The sequence below is a fragment of the Dyadobacter sp. CY261 genome (assembly GCF_021440085.1).
In the GTDB taxonomy this organism is placed as follows: domain Bacteria; phylum Bacteroidota; class Bacteroidia; order Cytophagales; family Spirosomataceae; genus Dyadobacter.
Genome location: NZ_JAKCPW010000005.1, coordinates 435,465 through 454,588, shown reverse-complemented (window position 1 = coordinate 454,588; position 19,124 = coordinate 435,465). Strand labels below are relative to the sequence as shown.

Annotated in this window: 12 protein-coding genes; 2 read left to right on the top strand and 10 right to left on the bottom strand. The window is 48.2% G+C overall.

What is annotated here, in order from left to right:
* Positions 1-55: 55 nt before the first annotated feature.
* Positions 56-1,072 carry a type IV toxin-antitoxin system AbiEi family antitoxin gene (locus tag LZD49_RS16965; protein ID WP_234668757.1) on the top strand — a complete coding sequence of 339 codons (1,017 nt, stop codon included), beginning with the start codon at positions 56-58 and terminating at the stop codon, positions 1,070-1,072.
* On the top strand, positions 1,062-1,913 hold the full coding sequence (locus LZD49_RS16960; protein WP_234668756.1) for a hypothetical protein: 852 nt from the start codon (positions 1,062-1,064) through the stop codon (positions 1,911-1,913). Before LZD49_RS16965 ends, LZD49_RS16960 begins: the two co-directional genes overlap by 11 nt.
* A gap of 103 nt (positions 1,914-2,016) precedes the next feature.
* Here LZD49_RS16960 and LZD49_RS16955 read toward each other — a convergent pair whose 3' ends face one another.
* The 10 genes from LZD49_RS16955 to LZD49_RS16910 all read right to left on the bottom strand — a co-directional run bounded on the left by LZD49_RS16955 (position 2,017) and on the right by LZD49_RS16910 (position 18,919).
* Positions 2,017-2,790 carry an NYN domain-containing protein gene (locus tag LZD49_RS16955; RefSeq protein ID WP_234668755.1) on the bottom strand — a complete coding sequence of 258 codons (774 nt, stop codon included), beginning with the start codon at positions 2,788-2,790 and terminating at the stop codon, positions 2,017-2,019.
* A gap of 138 nt (positions 2,791-2,928) precedes the next feature.
* On the bottom strand, positions 2,929-4,434 hold the full coding sequence (locus LZD49_RS16950) for a choice-of-anchor A family protein (protein WP_234668754.1): 1,506 nt from the start codon (positions 4,432-4,434) through the stop codon (positions 2,929-2,931).
* A gap of 255 nt (positions 4,435-4,689) precedes the next feature.
* Positions 4,690-5,301, bottom strand: a complete 612-nt coding sequence (locus tag LZD49_RS16945; protein ID WP_234668753.1) for a dihydrofolate reductase family protein — start codon at positions 5,299-5,301, stop codon at positions 4,690-4,692.
* A gap of 207 nt (positions 5,302-5,508) precedes the next feature.
* The gene (locus LZD49_RS16940) at positions 5,509-7,674 is read right to left on the bottom strand and encodes a glycosyltransferase family 39 protein (RefSeq protein WP_234668752.1); all 2,166 of its coding nucleotides are present in this window, start codon (positions 7,672-7,674) and stop codon (positions 5,509-5,511) included.
* Between the two features lie 142 nt (positions 7,675-7,816).
* Complete coding sequence (locus LZD49_RS16935; protein ID WP_234668751.1) at positions 7,817-8,764, bottom strand: D-2-hydroxyacid dehydrogenase; 948 nt, start codon at positions 8,762-8,764, stop codon at positions 7,817-7,819.
* Between the two features lie 650 nt (positions 8,765-9,414).
* Positions 9,415-11,796 carry a M1 family metallopeptidase gene (locus tag LZD49_RS16930; protein ID WP_234668750.1) on the bottom strand — a complete coding sequence of 794 codons (2,382 nt, stop codon included), beginning with the start codon at positions 11,794-11,796 and terminating at the stop codon, positions 9,415-9,417.
* A gap of 27 nt (positions 11,797-11,823) precedes the next feature.
* Complete coding sequence (locus tag LZD49_RS16925; protein ID WP_234668749.1) at positions 11,824-12,450, bottom strand: HupE/UreJ family protein; 627 nt, start codon at positions 12,448-12,450, stop codon at positions 11,824-11,826.
* A 217-nt stretch (positions 12,451-12,667) separates the two neighbouring features.
* Positions 12,668-14,344, bottom strand: coding sequence for an IPT/TIG domain-containing protein (locus tag LZD49_RS16920; RefSeq protein ID WP_234668748.1), 1,677 nt, complete (start codon positions 14,342-14,344; stop codon positions 12,668-12,670).
* Positions 14,345-14,429: 85 nt separating this feature from the next.
* On the bottom strand, positions 14,430-17,312 hold the full coding sequence (locus LZD49_RS16915) for a TonB-dependent receptor (RefSeq protein ID WP_234668747.1): 2,883 nt from the start codon (positions 17,310-17,312) through the stop codon (positions 14,430-14,432).
* Positions 17,313-17,425: 113 nt separating this feature from the next.
* Positions 17,426-18,919 carry a M14 family zinc carboxypeptidase gene (locus LZD49_RS16910; protein ID WP_234668746.1) on the bottom strand — a complete coding sequence of 498 codons (1,494 nt, stop codon included), beginning with the start codon at positions 18,917-18,919 and terminating at the stop codon, positions 17,426-17,428.
* Positions 18,920-19,124 lie beyond the last annotated feature (205 nt).

The window sequence follows — 19,124 nt, the reverse complement described above, 5'->3', positions numbered from 1 at the left end:
GTTCATTATTTTTGCATGTTCACTGGGAGCGAACAAGAAAGATAATCGAACAAATATGTTGTTTGAAGAAGAACTAGCCGAATTAGCCTTAACGAATTTACACGCGCATACAGGCATTGTAGGACAATGGCTTGCAGCGGCATCTCCTTTCGACCAAGGTGTCGGCGGGGAAATTTTGCTCAATATCCATGGCTCAGAGATAAGATTTAAAGCAGAGGTTAAGCGCGAATTCCGTGAATACCACATGGAAAAGTTGCTGGATCTGGCCAGCCGTCAGGATCCCCTATTATTAATCGCCGACCGGTTGTTTCCCGCCCAGAAAAAGCGGCTACGCGAGCACCAGATTTCTTATCTGGACGTCGCCGGTAATACTTACATGAGGTACGGTGAACTCTTGCTGTGGATTGATGGGCAGAAAGGCACTTACAGTAGCGCAGAAACTCCAAGAATTAGTCGTGCATTCACAAAGGCCGGTTTGAAAGTGGTCTATGCCTTGCTGGAAAATCAGACTGCGGTCAATTATACCTACCGGGAACTGGCCTCTTATTCGGGTGTTGCCCTTGGGACCATCAACGAGGCAATGACTGCTTTGAAGGAGGCAGGGTATCTGCTTCGGGCGAATAAAAGCCGCATGATCCTAAATAATAAGAAGCAGCTCCTTGAACATTGGCTAGTAGGTTATGGCAACGTGCTCAAACCGTCATTGCAGTTGGGAAGCTACCAGATGCGGGATACTGCCAATTGGAAAGCAGCAACACTTCCAACAGGCGCGCTATGGGGCGGAGAACCAGCCGGAGATCTCGCAACTGGATATTTGTATCCGGAGCAATGGACGATTTACACCAGTCACAGCAAAAGCGAAGTTGCAAAGGCTTTGCAGTTAATCCCGAAACAGGGCGGAAACCTTAAATTGTTTAAAAAATTCTGGACGGATGTTGCGCTTGATACTAACAATACCGCTACACCTGACCTGATCACATATGCTGACCTGCTGCTAACGGGTGATCAAAGATGTATAGAAACCGCAAAAATAATCTATGAACAGAAACTAAGCAGAGTCTTTGAAAACTAATAGATACAGTGAATTAAAACCCGTGTTTGATACCGTGGAAAGAGCTATGGGCAAGCTGGGAATAGATTATTACCTGATCGGGGCGTTGGCCAGGGACATTTGGTACCAGCGCTCACAAATCAATTCGAGAGTGACCAAAGACGTAGATTTTGCAATCCTGGTAGGCAGCGAGCGGGAATATGAAGCTGTAAGAACCCACCTGATAGAAAACGACGGGTATGTTCAGCTCCGGGGAAACGCTTATGTTTTGATCTCTCCTGAGAAACACCAGGTGGATTTACTACCCTTTGGAGAAATTGCCTCGTCGGGCAGTTTACTGATAGAAGGTCAGGGCATGACAAAAGTTAGCGTAGCGGGAATGCAGGAGGTATATGAACGCGGTACAGAAACAGTAGACTTTCAAACCGGTAACACTTTTAAGGCGGCTACCATTGCCAGTATCGCATTATTGAAACTGATTGCATACGATGACCGACCAGAGGCAAGACAAAAGGATGCCAAAGATATCGGCAATATTCTTCTGCATTTTTTTGAAATGCACCTCGATATGATTTACAAAGGGCACCTCGACTTGTTCGGAGACCAAGCTGAGCTAGATTCATCCGATCAGTGGGAGTTAGCGGATATCGGTGCCATTGTGCTGGGGCGGGAAATGGCGCGGATCGCCTGGGGAAATCAGGCACTCCATCGGAGGCTGATCAACATATTGTTCAATGAAATCACCTCCGGTGAAGGAAGTCAATTCATCCGGTTGATTGCCCAAGATCGGGACATTGAGACGCAACAGGTAGTCGCTAGTCTCAGTCAGGTGTTATTGGGCCTGGAGAGCGATATCCAATAGTCCTCAGACTGGTATTGTTCCACTACTACCAACCGAAATGTTGTTAGCCCCGAATGGCATCAGCCGGGATTTTTTGTATAGCCGACCCTTACCAGCCAACCCGCTATTTAAGCCTCACCAGCGGGTGGTTCAGGCCGTTCACGTCGTTTTTGACGATTTTATACTTTGCCAGACTCTTGAATAATGAGGTCAATGTCTTGAATCCGTAGGTGCGGGAGTCGAAGCTGGGGTCGATTTTGCGGAGTGAGCTGCCTATTTTGGAAATGAATGCTTCTTCTTCCTCGTTGGCTGATATTTCGAATGCTTTGTCGATAATGCTCATATCGATTTTCGGGTACTTGCGTTTGGTGTCCTGCTTTTTCGGCTCTACTTTGACGATTTCCTTAGGAGCTACATCCACTTTGAGCGGCTCAGGTTCCTCTGCATTCGTATCCAGCTCTACCACGAGGTTTTCGCTGAATGTGAAGATCTCGCAGGAATTTACGAATGCAATAGGAGTGGTCTTCCGTCCTATTCCCATTACGAAAAGTCCTTCTTCCCGGATCCGCTTGGCAAGTCCGGTGTAATCGCTGTCGCTCGACACAATGCAGAAGCCTTCGACGCTTCTGCTGTGCAGAATATCCATCGCATCGATGATGAGCGAGCTGTCGGTTGAGTTTTTGCCGGTCGTGTAAGAAAATTTCTGGATCGGGCTGATCGAATGCTGGTTGACGATTTCCTTCCAGCTGTTCATATGTGGTGTGGTCCAGTCGCCATATATGCGGCGAATGGTTGCTTTTCCATATTTGGAAACTTCTTCTAAAGTTTCCTTCATCAATTTGGCCTGTGCATTGTCCCCATCGATCAATACAGCAATGTTGAATTTGGTTTCACTCATGGGTTGGGATCGTTTTCGGACGCCAACTTACAGAATATTCCATCAGGCCGCAATGCCACATCTGTTCTCGCCAGTGAATGTAACCCTTCACAGGTGTTGTAAGGAGCCCCGATACCCATCAGGACTCCTTTCCAATGCCTACTTCCTGATTAAAACCTTGTGAGAATCAACGGCTCCATCTGTTCGGGTCATTGTAACGACATACATGCCGGATGTCAGGTTGTTACAATCTATTCCAGCGGACGTGATTTTCTGTGCCTGGTATACCTTACGTCCCGATAGATCTGTAATGGTAAGCAGTGTGACGTCCACGCTGTTGTTAATCAAAATCCTGTCGGAAGCGGGATTGGGGAAGATGGACATGGCTGAACCGGTTTCCATTTTTACGCTTTGGATGCTGCTATATGCGAAGGCCGCGTTGCGAACGTCCGCCGCGCGGTCGACCATTTTGAGACGGTATAGGTTTCCCCCGTATACAGGTGATCGGTCAGTAAACGAGTAGTCTATCGATTCGTTGCTTTCTCCATGAGAGGATACTGTTCCAATCCGGTTCCAGGACTTGCCGTTGACGCTACGCTCGATATCAAAATGGCTGCTGTTCGTTTCCGAAGTGGTCGTCCAGTTAAGGTTGACCGACATATTTTCCTTGGCTGCGGTAAACTTCACCAGCGTAACCGGTAGCGCTATTGTGTTTTCAATGAAATAGACATTGTGGAATTCAAAACTGCCTTGCTGATCAAAGTTTCCGCCGATAATCGACTGCCCGTTAATCGAACCTCCAACACCGGTAAAACTGGCTTTCGGCGCCAGGAAGCTACCCAGAAATTTATAATGCGAGATCGAAATCGAGGTCGCATTCGGGAAATTGAACAACACTCTCGGATTCGCGTCGTCACCACCATTCATTTTCATACTGCCGCCATTGATCGTGAGTGTCGAATTAAGGATGTTGATGATTGCTGATGCGCCAGCAGGTATATTGACGCTTATTTGATCACTGCTCATGTTGTCGGGTAAGAGAATATCGAAAACATTTACGCCCGTGCTGGTTCCAGTAAGTGTATATTGGTGATATCCGTCGAAGGCGTTGCTTCCGGTGTTTGGAAGCGCATTCAGCTTACCACTCAACGTTCTGTAATAGCCCAGCAGTTCGTTGTCCGAAAACCGGATATGATCAAATTTCGGGCCTTTGATATCACTCGTGGCCGGAGCCAGCAGACTTGGGAACACAACGCCTGTCGGGGTGTCATGGTAGACAAGACTTCCTCTAAGACCCCAGTTGCCAATATTGTTGAATACCCCGTTCACAACCAAATTATCCGTGTGATCCGGTGAGTTTGGACGCGATTCACCCGCCGTACCCACACTGTACCCGCTCACAGTGAGGTTAAAGTTTCCGGCAACGGCCAGCCGTCCTTCCACATCGCCCGAATTGCTTTGAAAATTCCCGAAAATGATCGCATTGAAGTTGCCGCTCCCAACGAAACCGGGAGCCAGAAATTCATCAGGAATCGTCAGGATCGTCTCGGTTCCCTGAGCGATCGACTGCTGCGATGCCGCGATAAAAAAAATAGAACTAATTAGCGCTGTCTGATAGAATTTTACAGAGCATAAAGTGTGAATAAATTTAGAAATATTTTTCATAACATTTTGATAGAGAAGATATTGAGTAAATAGTTACCAGAATTTACATAACGAAATATGTATAATTCAAGAAAACTTTATTTAATCCTTTACTTCTCTTCAAACTGCTATTTAGGAAGGAGAAAGATGAAAAAGTTCAGTAAAAACGAGTAAGTTTTATTTGATCCGCATGTAGAAATAGCGCAAATTGGCGCACATGGATCCAGTTACTTTGACTTAATAAGTTAACGCCAGTTGATACGAGTTATATCGCCCTCAGTTCTCTCCGGCGCGACCGATCGGTACTTCGCCATTGGGTTCATAAGTACCAAGGATAACGCCGGTGGTGGACAAAGTATGTTTGGTTAGTTTGAAGTTACCAGGGACCGTACCCTCGGCGAATAGCTTTTTTCCCTTTCCCAGCACTACAGGGAAGATCCAGATATTCATCTGATCGATCAGGCCATGTTGGAGCAGCGACTGGATAAAGTTAGCGCTGCCCCACATTTGCAGGTCGATCCCATCACTGGCTTTCAATGCCTTTACTTGTTCGATGGTGTCGCCGTTCAGCAAAATAGTTTCCGTCCAGTTTGCCTCTCTCAGCGTTTGCGTGCCTACATATTTCTTGATCCGGTTGAATTTTTCGGCTATCGGGCCCTTTTTAATGGTCGGCCAGTACGGTGCCCAGATGCCATAGGTAAAGCGCCCCAGCAACAGATCATAATCCTTCTGCATCTCGCTGGCCATTGCCTGCTCCATGATGTCATCCCATTGTGTCACCGACCAGCCGCCTAATTCAAAGCCGCCGGTTGTATCTTCTTCGGGGCCGCCTGGGCCCTGGATGACTCCGTCGAGGGACATGAATGTGTTTGTGATGATCCTTCTCATACTATTCAGAATTTACGGTTGAAGATGTTGTGTTTGAAGATGCAAGTTTGGAAAACCATTTTCAACATGCGCGGTGTAAATCCGTCTATTCCGAGGGGGAAATGCGACAAGGTGCCGACTTCAGTGCTATTTCAAGTCCTTTCCCGAATCTTTGAAATTCATAAAGTGCAAAAGTGAACTACCAGCAACCCGGGGTAGGCATCCGTGTTAGAATAAAACCTTCTGGCAACTCGCTCTTTTAAGTTCTACCAAATGCAGCAGCTCGCTCGAATAAATGCGGGCGATGTTTCCTTTTGGAATAAATGAGTCGATTAATGTCAGATCGTCGGAAAGGACGTATTCGTAGCAGAATTTTTTCTGTGCATTGGGTAATGGCGCGAGCTCCTTCATGTAGCGGATGTAATCCATCTGACCGGGGCGCTCCACGTTGTTGTCCGTAGAACTCCAGTAATTGTAAAAGCCCACATTCCGTCGGAACATGACGCCCACGTTGCGATCGGCCCGGATGTGCGGCAGAAGTGCTTTGTAGTTAAGGTAATTGTCGGGCGTACTCAGAAAATAAGCCCTGTCGCGGTTCATGGAAATGATATTGGAAGTTCGGTCCTGATCATAATAACCGACTTTTTCGAGCAGTGAGAAAACTTTGGTCCTTTCGGCGTAGTCAGGCCATCTTTTCAATGGGTGGCAATTGTCCTTGCCGGGAAATTCGTAATATTCGCTCAGGTATTTTTCGTAGATTTTTCCTGCTTCCGCGGTGCTTTCGCAAATCGCGATAGGAATGTGGCCGAGTGCCTTTCGCGTTATGAAATTAATAGAGACGAGCTCCTTGCTGGGATTGCCATACACAAACGGCAGCGACAAAAGTAACAGTGGTGCGATCAGGTATATGGCTTTCCACCGCAGTTTGAGGGAGTAGACGCAGGCGATCATGATAGCACCCATTGCGAAAAGCGGCATCTGTGTGCGCGTGCTCCAGAGCTGGAATTTCATTAAGGTACAAAATAGCAGAAATCCGAGCGCCGAACATGTCCAGAACCACTTGACGTCGCGCTTCACAGGTGCGAACAACAACAAAATACCTGCAACGACGATGAGCCAGAAATGGATGGTGTTTGGGATCATATCTTCATGCACCGAATATTTCACCGAAAACGGGTCGATACTGAGATCGGGATCATCGACATTGACGCCAATGGTTTCGTGAAACAGCCGGATATTGTCGTCCAGGACACGGTTGAAGCTCGTAATAGGGAGACCGATGTTCAGGCCTGCGTTTTTAATGACATTGGAAAGTGTAAACAGTACCGAATGCTTGTTGGCAGGCAGTTCTTCCGAAGCGAAGGCCGTTCCCCGCAGGGGGTGCATGACGTGCCCGAAAATGGTGTAGTTACGGTAAAAGAACGGAGAGAATGTGATGATCATCAGCGCCACTGCTACCGCCAGTACTTTCATGGCATATGCCAGGCGGTACTGCATCAGAATGCGGATGCCGAAATAGATCGCAAATGGTATCGCAAAGATCAGGATGGTGTATTTTGAAAATCCCCCGAATGCCAGCGACTGCATCATGGCCACCAGCGCCAGGGTCGATTTGCGTTCCAGCAGCTCAAAACCGAAATATACGAAGGCGATAAAAAAGAAACATCCGCAAAGGTCTACCTGGGTGCTGGTACTTTCAAAAATCCCGATCGGCAGTGTCAGAAAGCAAATGGCCGCCAGTAACTGCCCGTCTTTACCCAATCCGAATTTTTTGGCGATCAGGCCGATCCCACAAATTGAACCTATAAAAGCTCCAAACTGGACAAGCCCGGAAAACTGGTCGGAACCTGCCAGCAGCACCGTGTCCAGCACCAGATATTCAGCGAAGACATTGAGGTACAGCTGCTGCAAATGCATCGTAGGGAAATGATCCAGGTTACCATTATAGATCCAGATCAGGATGCGGTTCAAATGGTACATGTGCGAATCGAAATTGTTCGGCGCGGCATATATTGCCAGAAACAGCAGCGGCAACATATAAAAGACCATCACAAAGGCGATTACGATTTTGTGCGTCTTGTCAAGGCCTGTGAGGCGGAATGCTCCTGTCAACTCATTGAGCCTGCTAAGGTCTATTTTCCCGGAACGATTCAGATAATAGACTAATCCGAACATGCCCAATGCTTCTATGATCCAGAAAAACAGCGCCGAATTCGTGTCGATCGCGTTGAAGAGCGAGGCGGTCTCGTTGAAAATGAAAATGATACCTGCCTGGGTAATCAGCGACAATATGAATGACCGTCGAAGGTTGGTATACAGTCCCGCTTCGGAGGAGAGCAGGAAGAAGATTGCAAAAATACAGGCAAACGAAATCAGGAGTAAACAAATACCCATACGTAAAATTGTAACGAACCAGGAATTATCAAATGCTCAGCTCGGAGGCATGAATTTCTGTGTGCAAAGGTACGCGATATTTTGGCGGTTCACAGGATTTGTTAGTGTGCGTGGCCGATACTTGTACTTTTTACACCAAATTTCACGAAACGACATTGCATGGATTCCCGTTTTGAAAGCTTTCCAGATTATCGGCCACCATGTGCAGCAACCGCCGGCGAGCCTCGAACGTCGCCCAGGCCACGTGCGGCGTAATGACGCAGTTTGGTGCGGAAAGTAACGGGTTATCAGCCTTTGGCGGCTCTAATGAAAGCACATCCAGCCCTGCCGCCGCGATGGTGCCATTTTTGAGTGCATCGGCAAGGTCTGCTTCATGAATTAGCGGTCCGCGGCCCGTGTTGAGGATGATGGCAGTGGGTTTCATGCTAGAAAGGCTTTCGCGATTGATAATATGCCGTGTCTCCTCAGTAAGCGGGCAATGCAAGCTCACGACATCGCTTTGCCGGAAAATATCGCCGAGCGATACCATGTCAACACCTTCCGTCGGCACCGGGTGCTTCCGATAAGCAATCACCTTCATCCCGAAAGCCAGGGCAATTTTGGCCACCTGCGATCCAATGTCCCCGAGCCCGATCAGCCCCAGCGTTTTGTCAGCCAGCTCAGTAAGGGGTGTTTTCCAGTAACAGAAATCAGGCGAGGTAACCCAATCCCCCGCAGATACGCTTTGGCTGTGCGTTTCCACGCGGTTTACAATCGCAAGCAGCAATGCGAACGTTTGCTGCGCCACAGAAGCAGGTCCATATGCCTTCACATTGGTGACCGTAATCCCATGCTTCTGAGCGGCTTCAATATCAATATTATTAAAACCGGTAGCCATTACCCCGATGTACTTCACCTTCGGCAATTGCGCCAGTGTTTCGCTCGCGAGTACGACCTTATTAACAAGCAAAATCTCCGCATCAGCGGCCCGCTCCACGATCTCATCTTTCGCCGAGCGGTCGTAAATGGTTACATTGCCCAGCTTCTGAATGGGTGCCCAGTCCTGATCGCCCGGGTTCAGGGTGTATCCGTCGAGGATTACGATATTCATGAGGTTAAGGTATTTAAATGTTTTTCCAGCCTAGTACCGTGTACGTTGTCCGGGCTTAGTTTGTACTACCGCCTTATATTAAAGTTTTTTCTCCCGTGCTATTTTCCGAAATGTCGCTGAAAAAATTAAGCCCTGCGAAATGTTCGGTCATGATTGACTGTGTGGATTTGATTTCAAATATGTCATACAAATTGCGATTTTGCGTCATCAGGTCGATCTCGTGCCCATTGGAGTCGCGCCAGAACCAATAACTTTGTGCAGATAGAAATGCTCGTTCTGCTTATAAATTTCAGCGATGATCATATTCTCGAAATACTACCACGCAAAGGGTTTTTGCAAAAAGTAGCTGTATCCCGGATTCCTAGCAGATGACATAAAAGCCCCGTATCGTAAGAGTTATATTTTCGGGGTTTTAACCACCCGTTTGCTAAAATTCCTGCAATTGAAAATTAATGTAGCTGCTTTCCAGAATCGACAACCAGGCCTTGGCAGTGGGTTGGGATATTCCGCATTCATTCGCGATCGATGAGAGGTTCTATTTTGAAATTACTTGGAATAAACTTTGAAATTACATAGATCGGCCTTTGTATTTGCATAAAAAAGCCCTTCCAAATACGCTCGGAAGGGCTTTCATGACTATCAGTTTAACACTAATTCTTGGGATCGGTACTGATCTTTCCGGCACCGGTGCCTTGCATTTGCATGGGGTTCGGGACTTTTTTCTGCTGTTGCTGCTTGAAGATCTGGAACCTGGTTGGCTGCGCAATGCGTGGGAATGAATTGTTTTCGGTATCGATGTCGGCGATTTGCTGGTATGGGTCGAGCGTCCATTGAACGACTTTTTTCTTGGTTGAAATCACCTTGTTGATCGACTGGTCGTTGAAACGCCAGATTTCAGCTGGGAATACGGCAACCGAGTCGGTGCCATCTTCAAAACCCATTTTAACAATCACCGGCATCGGTACACCGCCTTTGTTTTTGATGGACAGCGTATAAAAGTTGGTATTCTCCTGGATAAGCTGACGTTCGGTTTCCGACAATGTCGAGAGGTACTGTTCGTATTTTTGCTTGTCCGCTTCGGTCACTTTGAATGGATCGTAGCGGTTGTAGAAATCGGCCATGGTCGAATCCTGGGCAACTACGGTTTCGCCTTTAGTTTTGGCATCCTGGATTTTGCTCATCGTGGTTTTCTTACGGGCATCCTCTTTGCGGGCCAGCTCTTTTTCGATAGCCGGGTTTTGGGTGTCGATGCTGAACCAGTCCACAGTTACCAGATCCTGATCAACGGGTTCCGTGCCATAGAACCAGCCTTTCCAGAACCAGTCGAGGTCTACGCCTGAGGCATCTTCCATGGTTCGGAAGAAATCGGCTGGGGTAGGGCTTTTGAAGCGCCAGCGGGTCGCGTATTCTTTAAATGCATGGTCAAACAGCTCGCGGCCCATGACGGTTTCGCGGAGGATATTCAAAGCAGTGGCAGGTTTACCGTAAGCATTAGGACCGAGGCCGATGACGTTTTCGGCAGAAGCCATGATCGGGCTCAGTACCGATTTGTCTGACGACATATACTCGGTGATCTGGTTAGGCTCACCGCGGCGGGTTGGGAAGTTGTAATCCCATTCCTTCTCGGCCAGGTATTGGCAAAATGTGTTCAAACCTTCGTCCATCCACGCCCATTGACGTTCGTCGGAGTTGACAATCATCGGGAAGAAGTTGTGCCCAACCTCGTGGATGATCACACCGATCATCCCATATTTTACTGCTTCGGTATAAGTACCGTCTTCCTCCGGGCGACCGCCATTGAAGCTGATCATCGGATATTCCATTCCACCACCTGATACGGAATGGCAGGAGATCGCCACCGGATAAGGGTATTCAAATGTGCGGGCTCCATAGGATTTTAAAGTATGCGCCACGGCACGGGTGGAGTACTGCTCCCAGAGCGGATTACCTTCTTTGGGATAAACAGACATGCACCAGATCTTACGCCCGCTTTTGTACACATCGCTTTGCATGGCATCCCAGATAAACTTACGGCTACTGGCAAATGCGAAGTCACGGACATTATCTGCCTTATAAACCCATGTTTTCTTGCCCGGGCTCTTGTTCTCGCGTTTTTCGGCCTTTTCCGCCTCCGCCTGCGTCACGATCATGACCGGAGTTTTAGATGTTTCGGCTTGTTTGAGGCGTTGTTTCTGCGCGGCGGTGAGTACCTGTGCATAGTTCTGGCATTCGCCACTCGCTGCCACCACGTGGTCGGACGGTACGGTGATGGCCACTTTATAGTTACCAAAAATCAATGCAAACTCACCCTGGCCAAGGAACTGTTTGTGGTTCCAGCCATTCACATCGTCATAAGGAGCCAGGCGTGGGAACCAGTGCGCGATGAAATAATTGGCATTGCCGTCTTTTGGAAAAAACTCGTAGCCACTACGACCATAATATTCGGTGATATTGTAATTCCAATCCACACTGAACACATAAGGCGTACCCGGCTTCAACACAACCGGCAGGTCAATGCGCATCATGGTGCCATTAATGGTATGGGACAACGCTTTTCCGGCTTTATCCTTCACCGAAATAATGTTGTAGCCATACTGGATTTTGGGGTCTAGCGTCGCGCCGCGAGCGCTGTTCAGATCCTGCAATTGCGTGTTACTCATGCCTTTTTCGCTGATCGTGCCAGTACGCGACAAGGCCGCGATGCCATCTTTTTTGAAAAGGTTCTGGTCGAGCTGCATCCAGATGTATTTCAGATCATCCGGGGAGTTGTTGTAGAAAGTAATGGTCTCGGTTCCGGTAATTCGGCGGTTGTCGTCGTCGAGTTCGGCTTTGATGTCATAATCGGCCCGTTGTTGCCAGTACTCTTTTCCCGGGGCGCCGGAAGCTGTACGGTAGGTGTTGGGCGTAGGCAGCACAGTACCTAGTTGCTCAAAACGGTCGTTGGCCTGATAGTTAGGTGAAGTGGGAAGTTGTTGGGCCATGGTACTGATGGTCACCAGCAGCAATAGTAACGGGAGCAGCTTTTTTTTCATAGTTGGTTGGTCATTATTAGTTCGGTGTCATGGGTTTGCAGGCATGCCTGTAAGTGTGCGGAAAAGTTCATTGTTCAGGATCAGCGAAAGGGCCATACCGAAGATAATACCGGATAATATTTGTATCCAGCTCAATTTCGACACCCTCAACAGCTCGATCATGGCGAATGCGATGACTAAGATAACAAACACGATGATGAGTTGCCCCAATTCCAGCCCCACATTGAAGCCGAGAAGCGGAGCGAAGATATCGGCCTCTTTGCCGAGCAATGCGCGGAGGTAATTGGAGAACCCCAGCCCGTGTATCAGTCCAAAACCCAATGCAAGCGGGTACCTGAATGCCGGATCTTTTTCTTTCGGTGAATACATGCTCTTAGGTATCTTGTGAAAGAAGTTCAGGAATGCTGTGATCAGGATCGTGATCGGGATTAGCAGTTCGATCCAGCCGGCATCGACATTGACATAGCCTAATGTCGACAATGCCAATGTAACGGAGTGCCCCGCAGTGAAGGCGGTTACCAGCACTATAACTTTTTTCCAGTCTACCAGCGTGTAGACCGAGCAGATCGCCATGATGAACAGGATGTGATCATAACCGTTGGAATCTGTGATATGGTTGAAACCTAATTGAAGGTAAGCCTGGAACTCGGACATTAAACTAGGGTTAGGATAAATGAGATCCGACAATTTTAGTTGTCAAGACAAAAATAGGTAAACCCGAAGATATTTCTTTCGGGGCAGGAAATCAATTATATCGATAAAATGCTACAAGACGATTTCGTTTTGAAGCATGCAACAAAGAAAAAGACCGGGAGCATGTGCTTCCGGCCTTTCCAAATTCTGACACCAATTATATAAGATCTTAAAGTGCTTATTTGTAGATGGTATTCTGTGGATCCCAGTTGGCCCATCCTTTGGTCCAGTCTGTTGTTCCGAAAGCACCTCTGAAAAGTTCTTTTGTAAAGAATGCATCAGCACCTTTGCCTTCCCAGGTAGCTCCTGCAAGAAGAGGAGAAGTTGCCTGTGGCAGGAAGTTAGGGGCTGTCAGGCTGAAATTCGCGCTGTTCAGCAACAGGGAAGCCAGGTCTTTAATTTCATTCTTGCGTGCAGCAGTATTGAAATAAGTAGTAGCCTGGTCATTTGTGATTTCGCCTTTACCCACTATCGCAGTCAGGTTGTTCGACAATACGATACCTCTCAGGTCCAGTTTGCCGTCCTGAGCGTTTTTCCAGGTTCCGGTTGCCGATCCATCCAGACGAAGACCTTCCGGCTCACCAACGAATACCGAGTTAAGAATGCTGATTGCAGTATTTCTGCGCAAGTGCATCGCTGACTGGTATGAACCGCTCCCATTAGGAGTTGGAGCAGTAGATGGTGTTTTGTCCGTTAAGAAATGGCTCACGTTTGCAAATGTAGGCTCTGTCAATGGCAGACCGTTGTTAGGGCCGGTTGCAGGCTCACCTGTTCCTGCGTAGTTGTCGGATTCAAAACCATTGGAAGCCGATTGGTCAGCTACCTGAGGGTCACGAAGTGAAACAGCATATTGAACTTTACCTGTAAAGCCCCAGTCTGTATCGAAATCGTCGTCATATCCACGGAAAGCGATAAGGTTTTTAGCATTTACTGTTCCACCGAACCATTCGTACGAATCGTCACCGCTGTATGATACTTGTACGTGGTCGATTTTTGTTCCAGAGCCTACGCCATAAAGGGTAAGGCCGTTGATTTCACTGTTTGCAGTAGAGCTCAATGCGATACCACCGAACTCGATACGTACATATTGCAATGTTCCTGAGTTGTCGTCGGCAGCAGTTCCTGTACCGATTGTACCACGGATACCTCCTTCGAAAGCGAATGAACTAGGACGGTTGCTTGGAGCTTTACCGATCAATACCACACCACCCCAGTCGCCGTAGCCACGCTTGCCAGGATCGTTGGCAGAAGTAAATACGATTGGCTCTTCGGCAGTACCAATTGCTTCCAGTTTCGCACCTGCTTCGATGATCAACGCGCCACCTTTTCCGGAAGCAGTTGGATCGGCGTCTTTGCCTGCACCTTTGATGATCGTTCCTTTTTCGATCGTCAGCGTAGTACCAGCTGTTACATAAACAAAGCCTTTCAACAGATAAAGCTTGTCTTTGGTCCAAGTCGTATTAGCCTTGATTTCGTCCTTCACTTCAACAGTCGTACGGTCAGAGATCGTAAAGCTAGCAGTGCTTTTTGCAGTTACGCCGCCTACTGTTACCGAAATCACCCCGGCTGTTGCACCTGCCGGTACAGTCACTTCCAATGAAGTAGCAGTTGCTGCTGTTACAGTTGCTGGCGTCGTGTTGAACAATACCGTGTTGTTAGCAGGCGTCGTGTCAAACTTTGTACCTGTAATCGTTACTTTGGTTCCAACCGGACCTGAAGACGGCGCAATGGCGGTTACAGTCAATACGGGTTGTGGCGTCGTGTCGGGCTCATCGTCGTTGTCGCAAGCCGACATGCCTGCAACCAGACCTGTCAGAAGGAGTAATGAAAACAGTTTGTTTTTTAAGCTAATCATAGTGAATTCAAGTTTGTTTGCAATTGGATGGTTTTATTGATTTGTTACTGATATTACTCCGGCGCGCGCCGGAACTGCGATTGAATTATGGTATGATTGTTCTTCTTCCGAAATTGTAAGCAGCGGTCAGGGTGAAGTAGCTGCCGCGTTTGAACCTGCGGATATCCTGGTCTGCATTTGGCCCTTTGGTAGTCACATCACTGCCGATTTTTCCGTCACGGTTGAAATCCTGCGAGAAACGTACCGGCTGATTGAAGATGTCTTGGATACCAAGGCGCAGTTCAAGGTTGCTTTTGAATTTTTTGCTGATATTCAAATCCACCACGTTGCGGGGCATTTCATAAACCGTCGGGTTATCGGCATTACCCACCGCGAAGATCCGTTGTCCGAATACGTTGTAAAGCACGTTCCATTGCCAGCCGCCTTCTTCTGCGTAGTATACACCGGCATTCACGAGATATGGCGATTGGTTAGCCATTGGGCGTTTGCTGTCGGTAATGCCTGTCAGGTCGTATTTCTGAATGGCACCACTCAAATCCGGTCCTTCCACTACCTGTCCGAGGTCTACGCTGCTTTTGATCAGCGATGCGTTTGCAACCAGTGTGATGTTTTGCAGGAAGCGGCTTGATGCCTGTGCAAAGCCTTTGCGTATCTCTGCTTCAACCCCGTAGCTCCGCGACGAGCCGGCATTGATGAACGTGTAGGCCAGACCATTGCCCGTCGGGATCAGGAATGTTTCGATCGGGTTTTTGAAATGTTTGTAAAAACCAGTAAGCGAGATTAGCTCATTCTGTGTAGGATAAAACTCCCATTTCGCATCCATGTTCTGGATTTTAGCGGTTTTCAGCGCAGTGTTACCACGGATATCAGCCAGCAGGTTGAAATCGAAGTAGGTAAACGGCGCCATTTCACGGAACTCGGCACGGTTAAGGGTTGAGGAGTAAGCCAGACGCAGGTTCTGTTTTTCGCTCAGCTTGTAAGTGAAGTTCAAGGACGGAAGCGGAATGAATACGATGTTGTTTACCAACTCCTTTTTTTCATTCACCACAGTCGAGTGCAATTGCTGATTGTTGTATTCGCCGCGGAAGCCGAGGGTAAGGATCGCTTTTGAACCGAAGTTTACATCGCCGCTCAGGTAAGCTGCATAGTAGTTGTTGATACCGGTGTACGAATCCAGATCTTTGGTTCCGTCTTTAATGGTCAGACCGCCATCTACGCCGGTAACATTTTGAGGAGTGAAAATCGAGCCCAGGTCACCGCGGAGGATTTCAGAGGCATTGCCAACATTGGTGTAACCGTAGAAACGTGCTGAATAATCGCGGTCTTTACGTTCACCGTAGATCCCGAAGCGGATCTTGTTGGGTTCGCGGTCAACAGGGTTGCCGAATGTATGTTCGCCGTTAGCGGCCAAAGTCAGTACACGTTCGTTCAATTTCGAATAGAAGCGTCCGAGATCAATCGGGTTCGGGTCGATTGGCGCAACTGCCTGGTAAGGAATAGCCTCGCTGCCAGCGTCGGGAGTCGGGCGTTGGAAACGGATTCTTTTCCAGTCCGGCTCCCAGCGACCTGTGTAGCCAAAACCAGTAATCCAGTTCAATTTGGTTAGATCGCCGATTTTGTGGTCACCGGAAACCTGCGTTGTAACGATGCTGCGGTTTTCGAAGCGTTGAGAATAATTTTTAATGTCATACCCGTCTACTACACGCTGACCTTCGCGGGCAACGGTTTCAGTATTGCCCATCTGGTTGAACAAAGTCTTCCATTCCAGGTTGAAAACAGGGGAGAAGCGGAATGTCCAGTTGTGCAGTACGCCAATACGCGTCTGGCGGGAGTAGTTGGAATCTTTGTATTTTTCAAAAACGTCATTTGCGTTCAGACCATTCTGGTACAGTTTCAAATCGATGTCTGAAAACTGGCTGGTCAGAGAGTAGTTGATGTTCGTGATGTTGCTCACGTCGACATTGCCGACCTCGAAACGGCGGCCGAGGTTGAATGCGAGACGCAGATCAGGTGTAACGTTTACATTTTTCAGCGCCCATGTATTTGGCAAAATCCTTCCGTAAGCAGCTCTTTCCGCTGAGGTGAGCGTATTGAAATCAGCCGAACGTTTTGGGAACGCGCTCGAAAGCGACTGATCGGCACCCCACAAGCCGAGCACGTTGGCGCCGCTGCGGGAATGGGACTGAACGCTCTGGAATGTTGTATTGGCACGGTAGCCCACGGTAATGGCTCCATCGGTGAAGTTCTGGTCGGGACGGCGCTTCGTGTAGATTTTGATCACACCGCCTGCGAAGTCGCCTGGGGATTCTGCCGAACCGGATTTGTAGACGATCATCCGGTCGATGATATTGCTTGGAATGAGGTCGAATGAGAATGCACGGGTGTCAACTTCGCTGGAAGGCGTGATGACGTCGTTGATGAGTACCGCATTGTAGCGCGAGCCCAAGCCGCGGATCATCACGAAACGGTTATCCACGATACTGATCCCCGGTACACGACGGATAGCCGCAGCTGCGTCGCGGTCCTGTGATTTCTGGATTTGAGCTGCCGAGATACCGACTGCGATGGGTTTGAGCTGCTTTATTTCGCTGATAACGGCTACTTCGGTGTTGGTAGCGCGACTTCCACGAACGACAACTTCCTGCAATGCCTTACCTTCTTCATCCAGTTCCGTGTCGATAACGGTCGTATTTCCGGATTCTACGCGGACGTTGGGGATGTTTTTGGTTTGATAGGAGACGAAGGAAATAATGATGTTGTGATTTCCGACAGGAACATTGGAAAGTACAAAATTGCCGTCGACATCGGCAGCAGCACCTATCTGGGTGCCTTCTATCAACACGGAGGCTCCGATAAGGGCCTCTTTGGTTTTCGAGTCTTTAATCGACCCACGGATTGTGCCTGGGTCTGCAAACGCCGTGATAACGGCAGAGAGGGTGAACAGTAATGTAAAAAGCTTAGTTCTCATCTTAAGGTGTCAAATTTTCGACACAAAAGTAGATCGCTAATGTTACCTCAATGTTAACCCTGTGTTACGTGTCAATTATTTAAAAATTGTACTTTTACTTAAAAATCAGCCGCTTACTCAATGATTCCTTGTCCTTTTTCACTATTGAAATCGTCGAGGTCATGTACGAAACCATTGATGACGGCATATTTCACCTTACCCGCCTTTTTGAGGATAAAAGTGGCTGTATTGCCTAATCCGGGCGTGCCGGACGGCACCGCCTGACCGCTCCGGAGTATATGTAGCGGGGTGGTGGTGAAGTAAAGTCCGAGTGCGCGCGTGTTGGCATCCGGCGCGAGTCGTACATAGGTGTAACCCTCTTTCAGCAGGTTCAATGCATTCAGCTTACTGATCTCGCTGACATTCTTGTAAGTCGTCGGATAAACCTTTCCTTTTTCGATCGTCAGACCCGTAGCGTCGATTTCCTGGCTGCCGTATTGCGGATGTAAATCTCCGAAATCTTCAATTTTACTGTAATAAAAGAACTTCGTCGCATTGGAATAACTGACTTCGTTACGGTTTATCCCAAGGTCTGCTGTGAATGATTTGCCGGTTTGCCGCACGGTTGCGTTACGCACTACCAGGTCGTAGACCCAGCGACCATTCTCAGGAATATTGTAATACTCTTCGCGGTTTTCTTTTGTCAGTGAATTGTCCGAAATCTTGTCCAGCGCGGACAATATCGCCATAAAATTGAGCTGGCGGATATATTGCTTCTCCGGATCACCCACATAGCCACCCGATTCAATCAAGACGAGCGTAGTTCCCCATTTTTGTACATTATCCCCAAACCCGCGCGGCTCGTGGTCGTCGGCATAGCGCGCCACCTGTCCGGGAATGTATTTTTGAAGGATCTTATTCATGCCCACGATGAGTTGCATGGAACGCTCGCGCACATTATTGATCGATAATTCGTAATCATAAGAAGTTGCCAGGAATGAAATCGTCGCCACTTTCGGACTGCGGCCTGCGGAGTAGCGCGGGCTCTGGTCGTGCAGGTTGAAACCGTAATCGGGTTTGAGGCGGTCGACGAGGCCTTTCAGTATTTGCGCTTCCGGGGTCTGCCTGGCAGCGGCGTCGCGGTTCATATCGATGCCCTGCATGGTACGGCGCTGGTAGCGTTCGGCACCGTCGGGGTTGAGCATCGGAACAAAGTATAATGTAGTATTGTCGAGCAGCTTTTTACGGATTTCGTCGAAACCGTCGTTCCTGCCTTCCAGGAAGTTGAAAATATCGAAGCTGGCCATTGTCGCAGTAGGCTCGTCGCCGTGCATTTGCGTCCATAGCAGCACCTTTTTCTTGCCATTCCCTACCTTGATCATTTGAATAGCCCGTCCTTCGAAAGATTCGCCCACGGTTTCGATCTGGTACATCGCATTGCCTTGTCGCTTGGAAATCAGCGGGAGAATGTCTTTTTGTTTGAAACGACGCTGGGTAAGGGTCTGTTCGCGGTAAGTTTCGTGTATCTTAAACAGACGATCGGCGAGGTCTTTGGTTTGCGCCTGGGAATCAACGGTAATCAAGGTAATGAGCAGGAATAATAGTGACAGAATGGTTGTTTTTGTCATGGTTCAGCGCCATTTGTTGACTGCAAGGTAAGAAGATTTCTAAGCAAATTTTAATGTAATATTTACGATGGATTTATCCTCATATTGTAAATATTACTTACATTTGTGGCATGTTAACAGCTGAAACATATCATTTGCATCGTGGCCTTCGGGTTATCGGACGTCTAGGGTGATGTGTTTTTGCAAGTAGTGTTGTAATAAGGTT

Bases quoted from the DNA above. Each gene is read 5' to 3' on its own strand.
- LZD49_RS16925 (WP_234668749.1), bottom strand. From the start codon at position 12,450: ATGTCCGAGTTCCAGGCTTACCTTCAATTAGGTTTCAACCATATCACA.
- LZD49_RS16950 (WP_234668754.1), bottom strand. From the start codon at position 4,434: ATGAAAAATATTTCTAAATTTATTCACACTTTATGCTCTGTAAAATTC.
- LZD49_RS16920 (WP_234668748.1), bottom strand. From the start codon at position 14,344: ATGATTAGCTTAAAAAACAAACTGTTTTCATTACTCCTTCTGACAGGT.
- LZD49_RS16940 (WP_234668752.1), bottom strand. From the start codon at position 7,674: ATGGGTATTTGTTTACTCCTGATTTCGTTTGCCTGTATTTTTGCAATC.
- LZD49_RS16965 (WP_234668757.1), top strand. From the start codon at position 56: ATGTTGTTTGAAGAAGAACTAGCCGAATTAGCCTTAACGAATTTACAC.
- LZD49_RS16930 (WP_234668750.1), bottom strand. From the start codon at position 11,796: ATGAAAAAAAAGCTGCTCCCGTTACTATTGCTGCTGGTGACCATCAGT.
- LZD49_RS16945 (WP_234668753.1), bottom strand. From the start codon at position 5,301: ATGAGAAGGATCATCACAAACACATTCATGTCCCTCGACGGAGTCATC.
- LZD49_RS16955 (WP_234668755.1), bottom strand. From the start codon at position 2,790: ATGAGTGAAACCAAATTCAACATTGCTGTATTGATCGATGGGGACAAT.
- LZD49_RS16915 (WP_234668747.1), bottom strand. From the start codon at position 17,312: ATGAGAACTAAGCTTTTTACATTACTGTTCACCCTCTCTGCCGTTATC.
- LZD49_RS16935 (WP_234668751.1), bottom strand. From the start codon at position 8,764: ATGAATATCGTAATCCTCGACGGATACACCCTGAACCCGGGCGATCAG.
- LZD49_RS16910 (WP_234668746.1), bottom strand. From the start codon at position 18,919: ATGACAAAAACAACCATTCTGTCACTATTATTCCTGCTCATTACCTTG.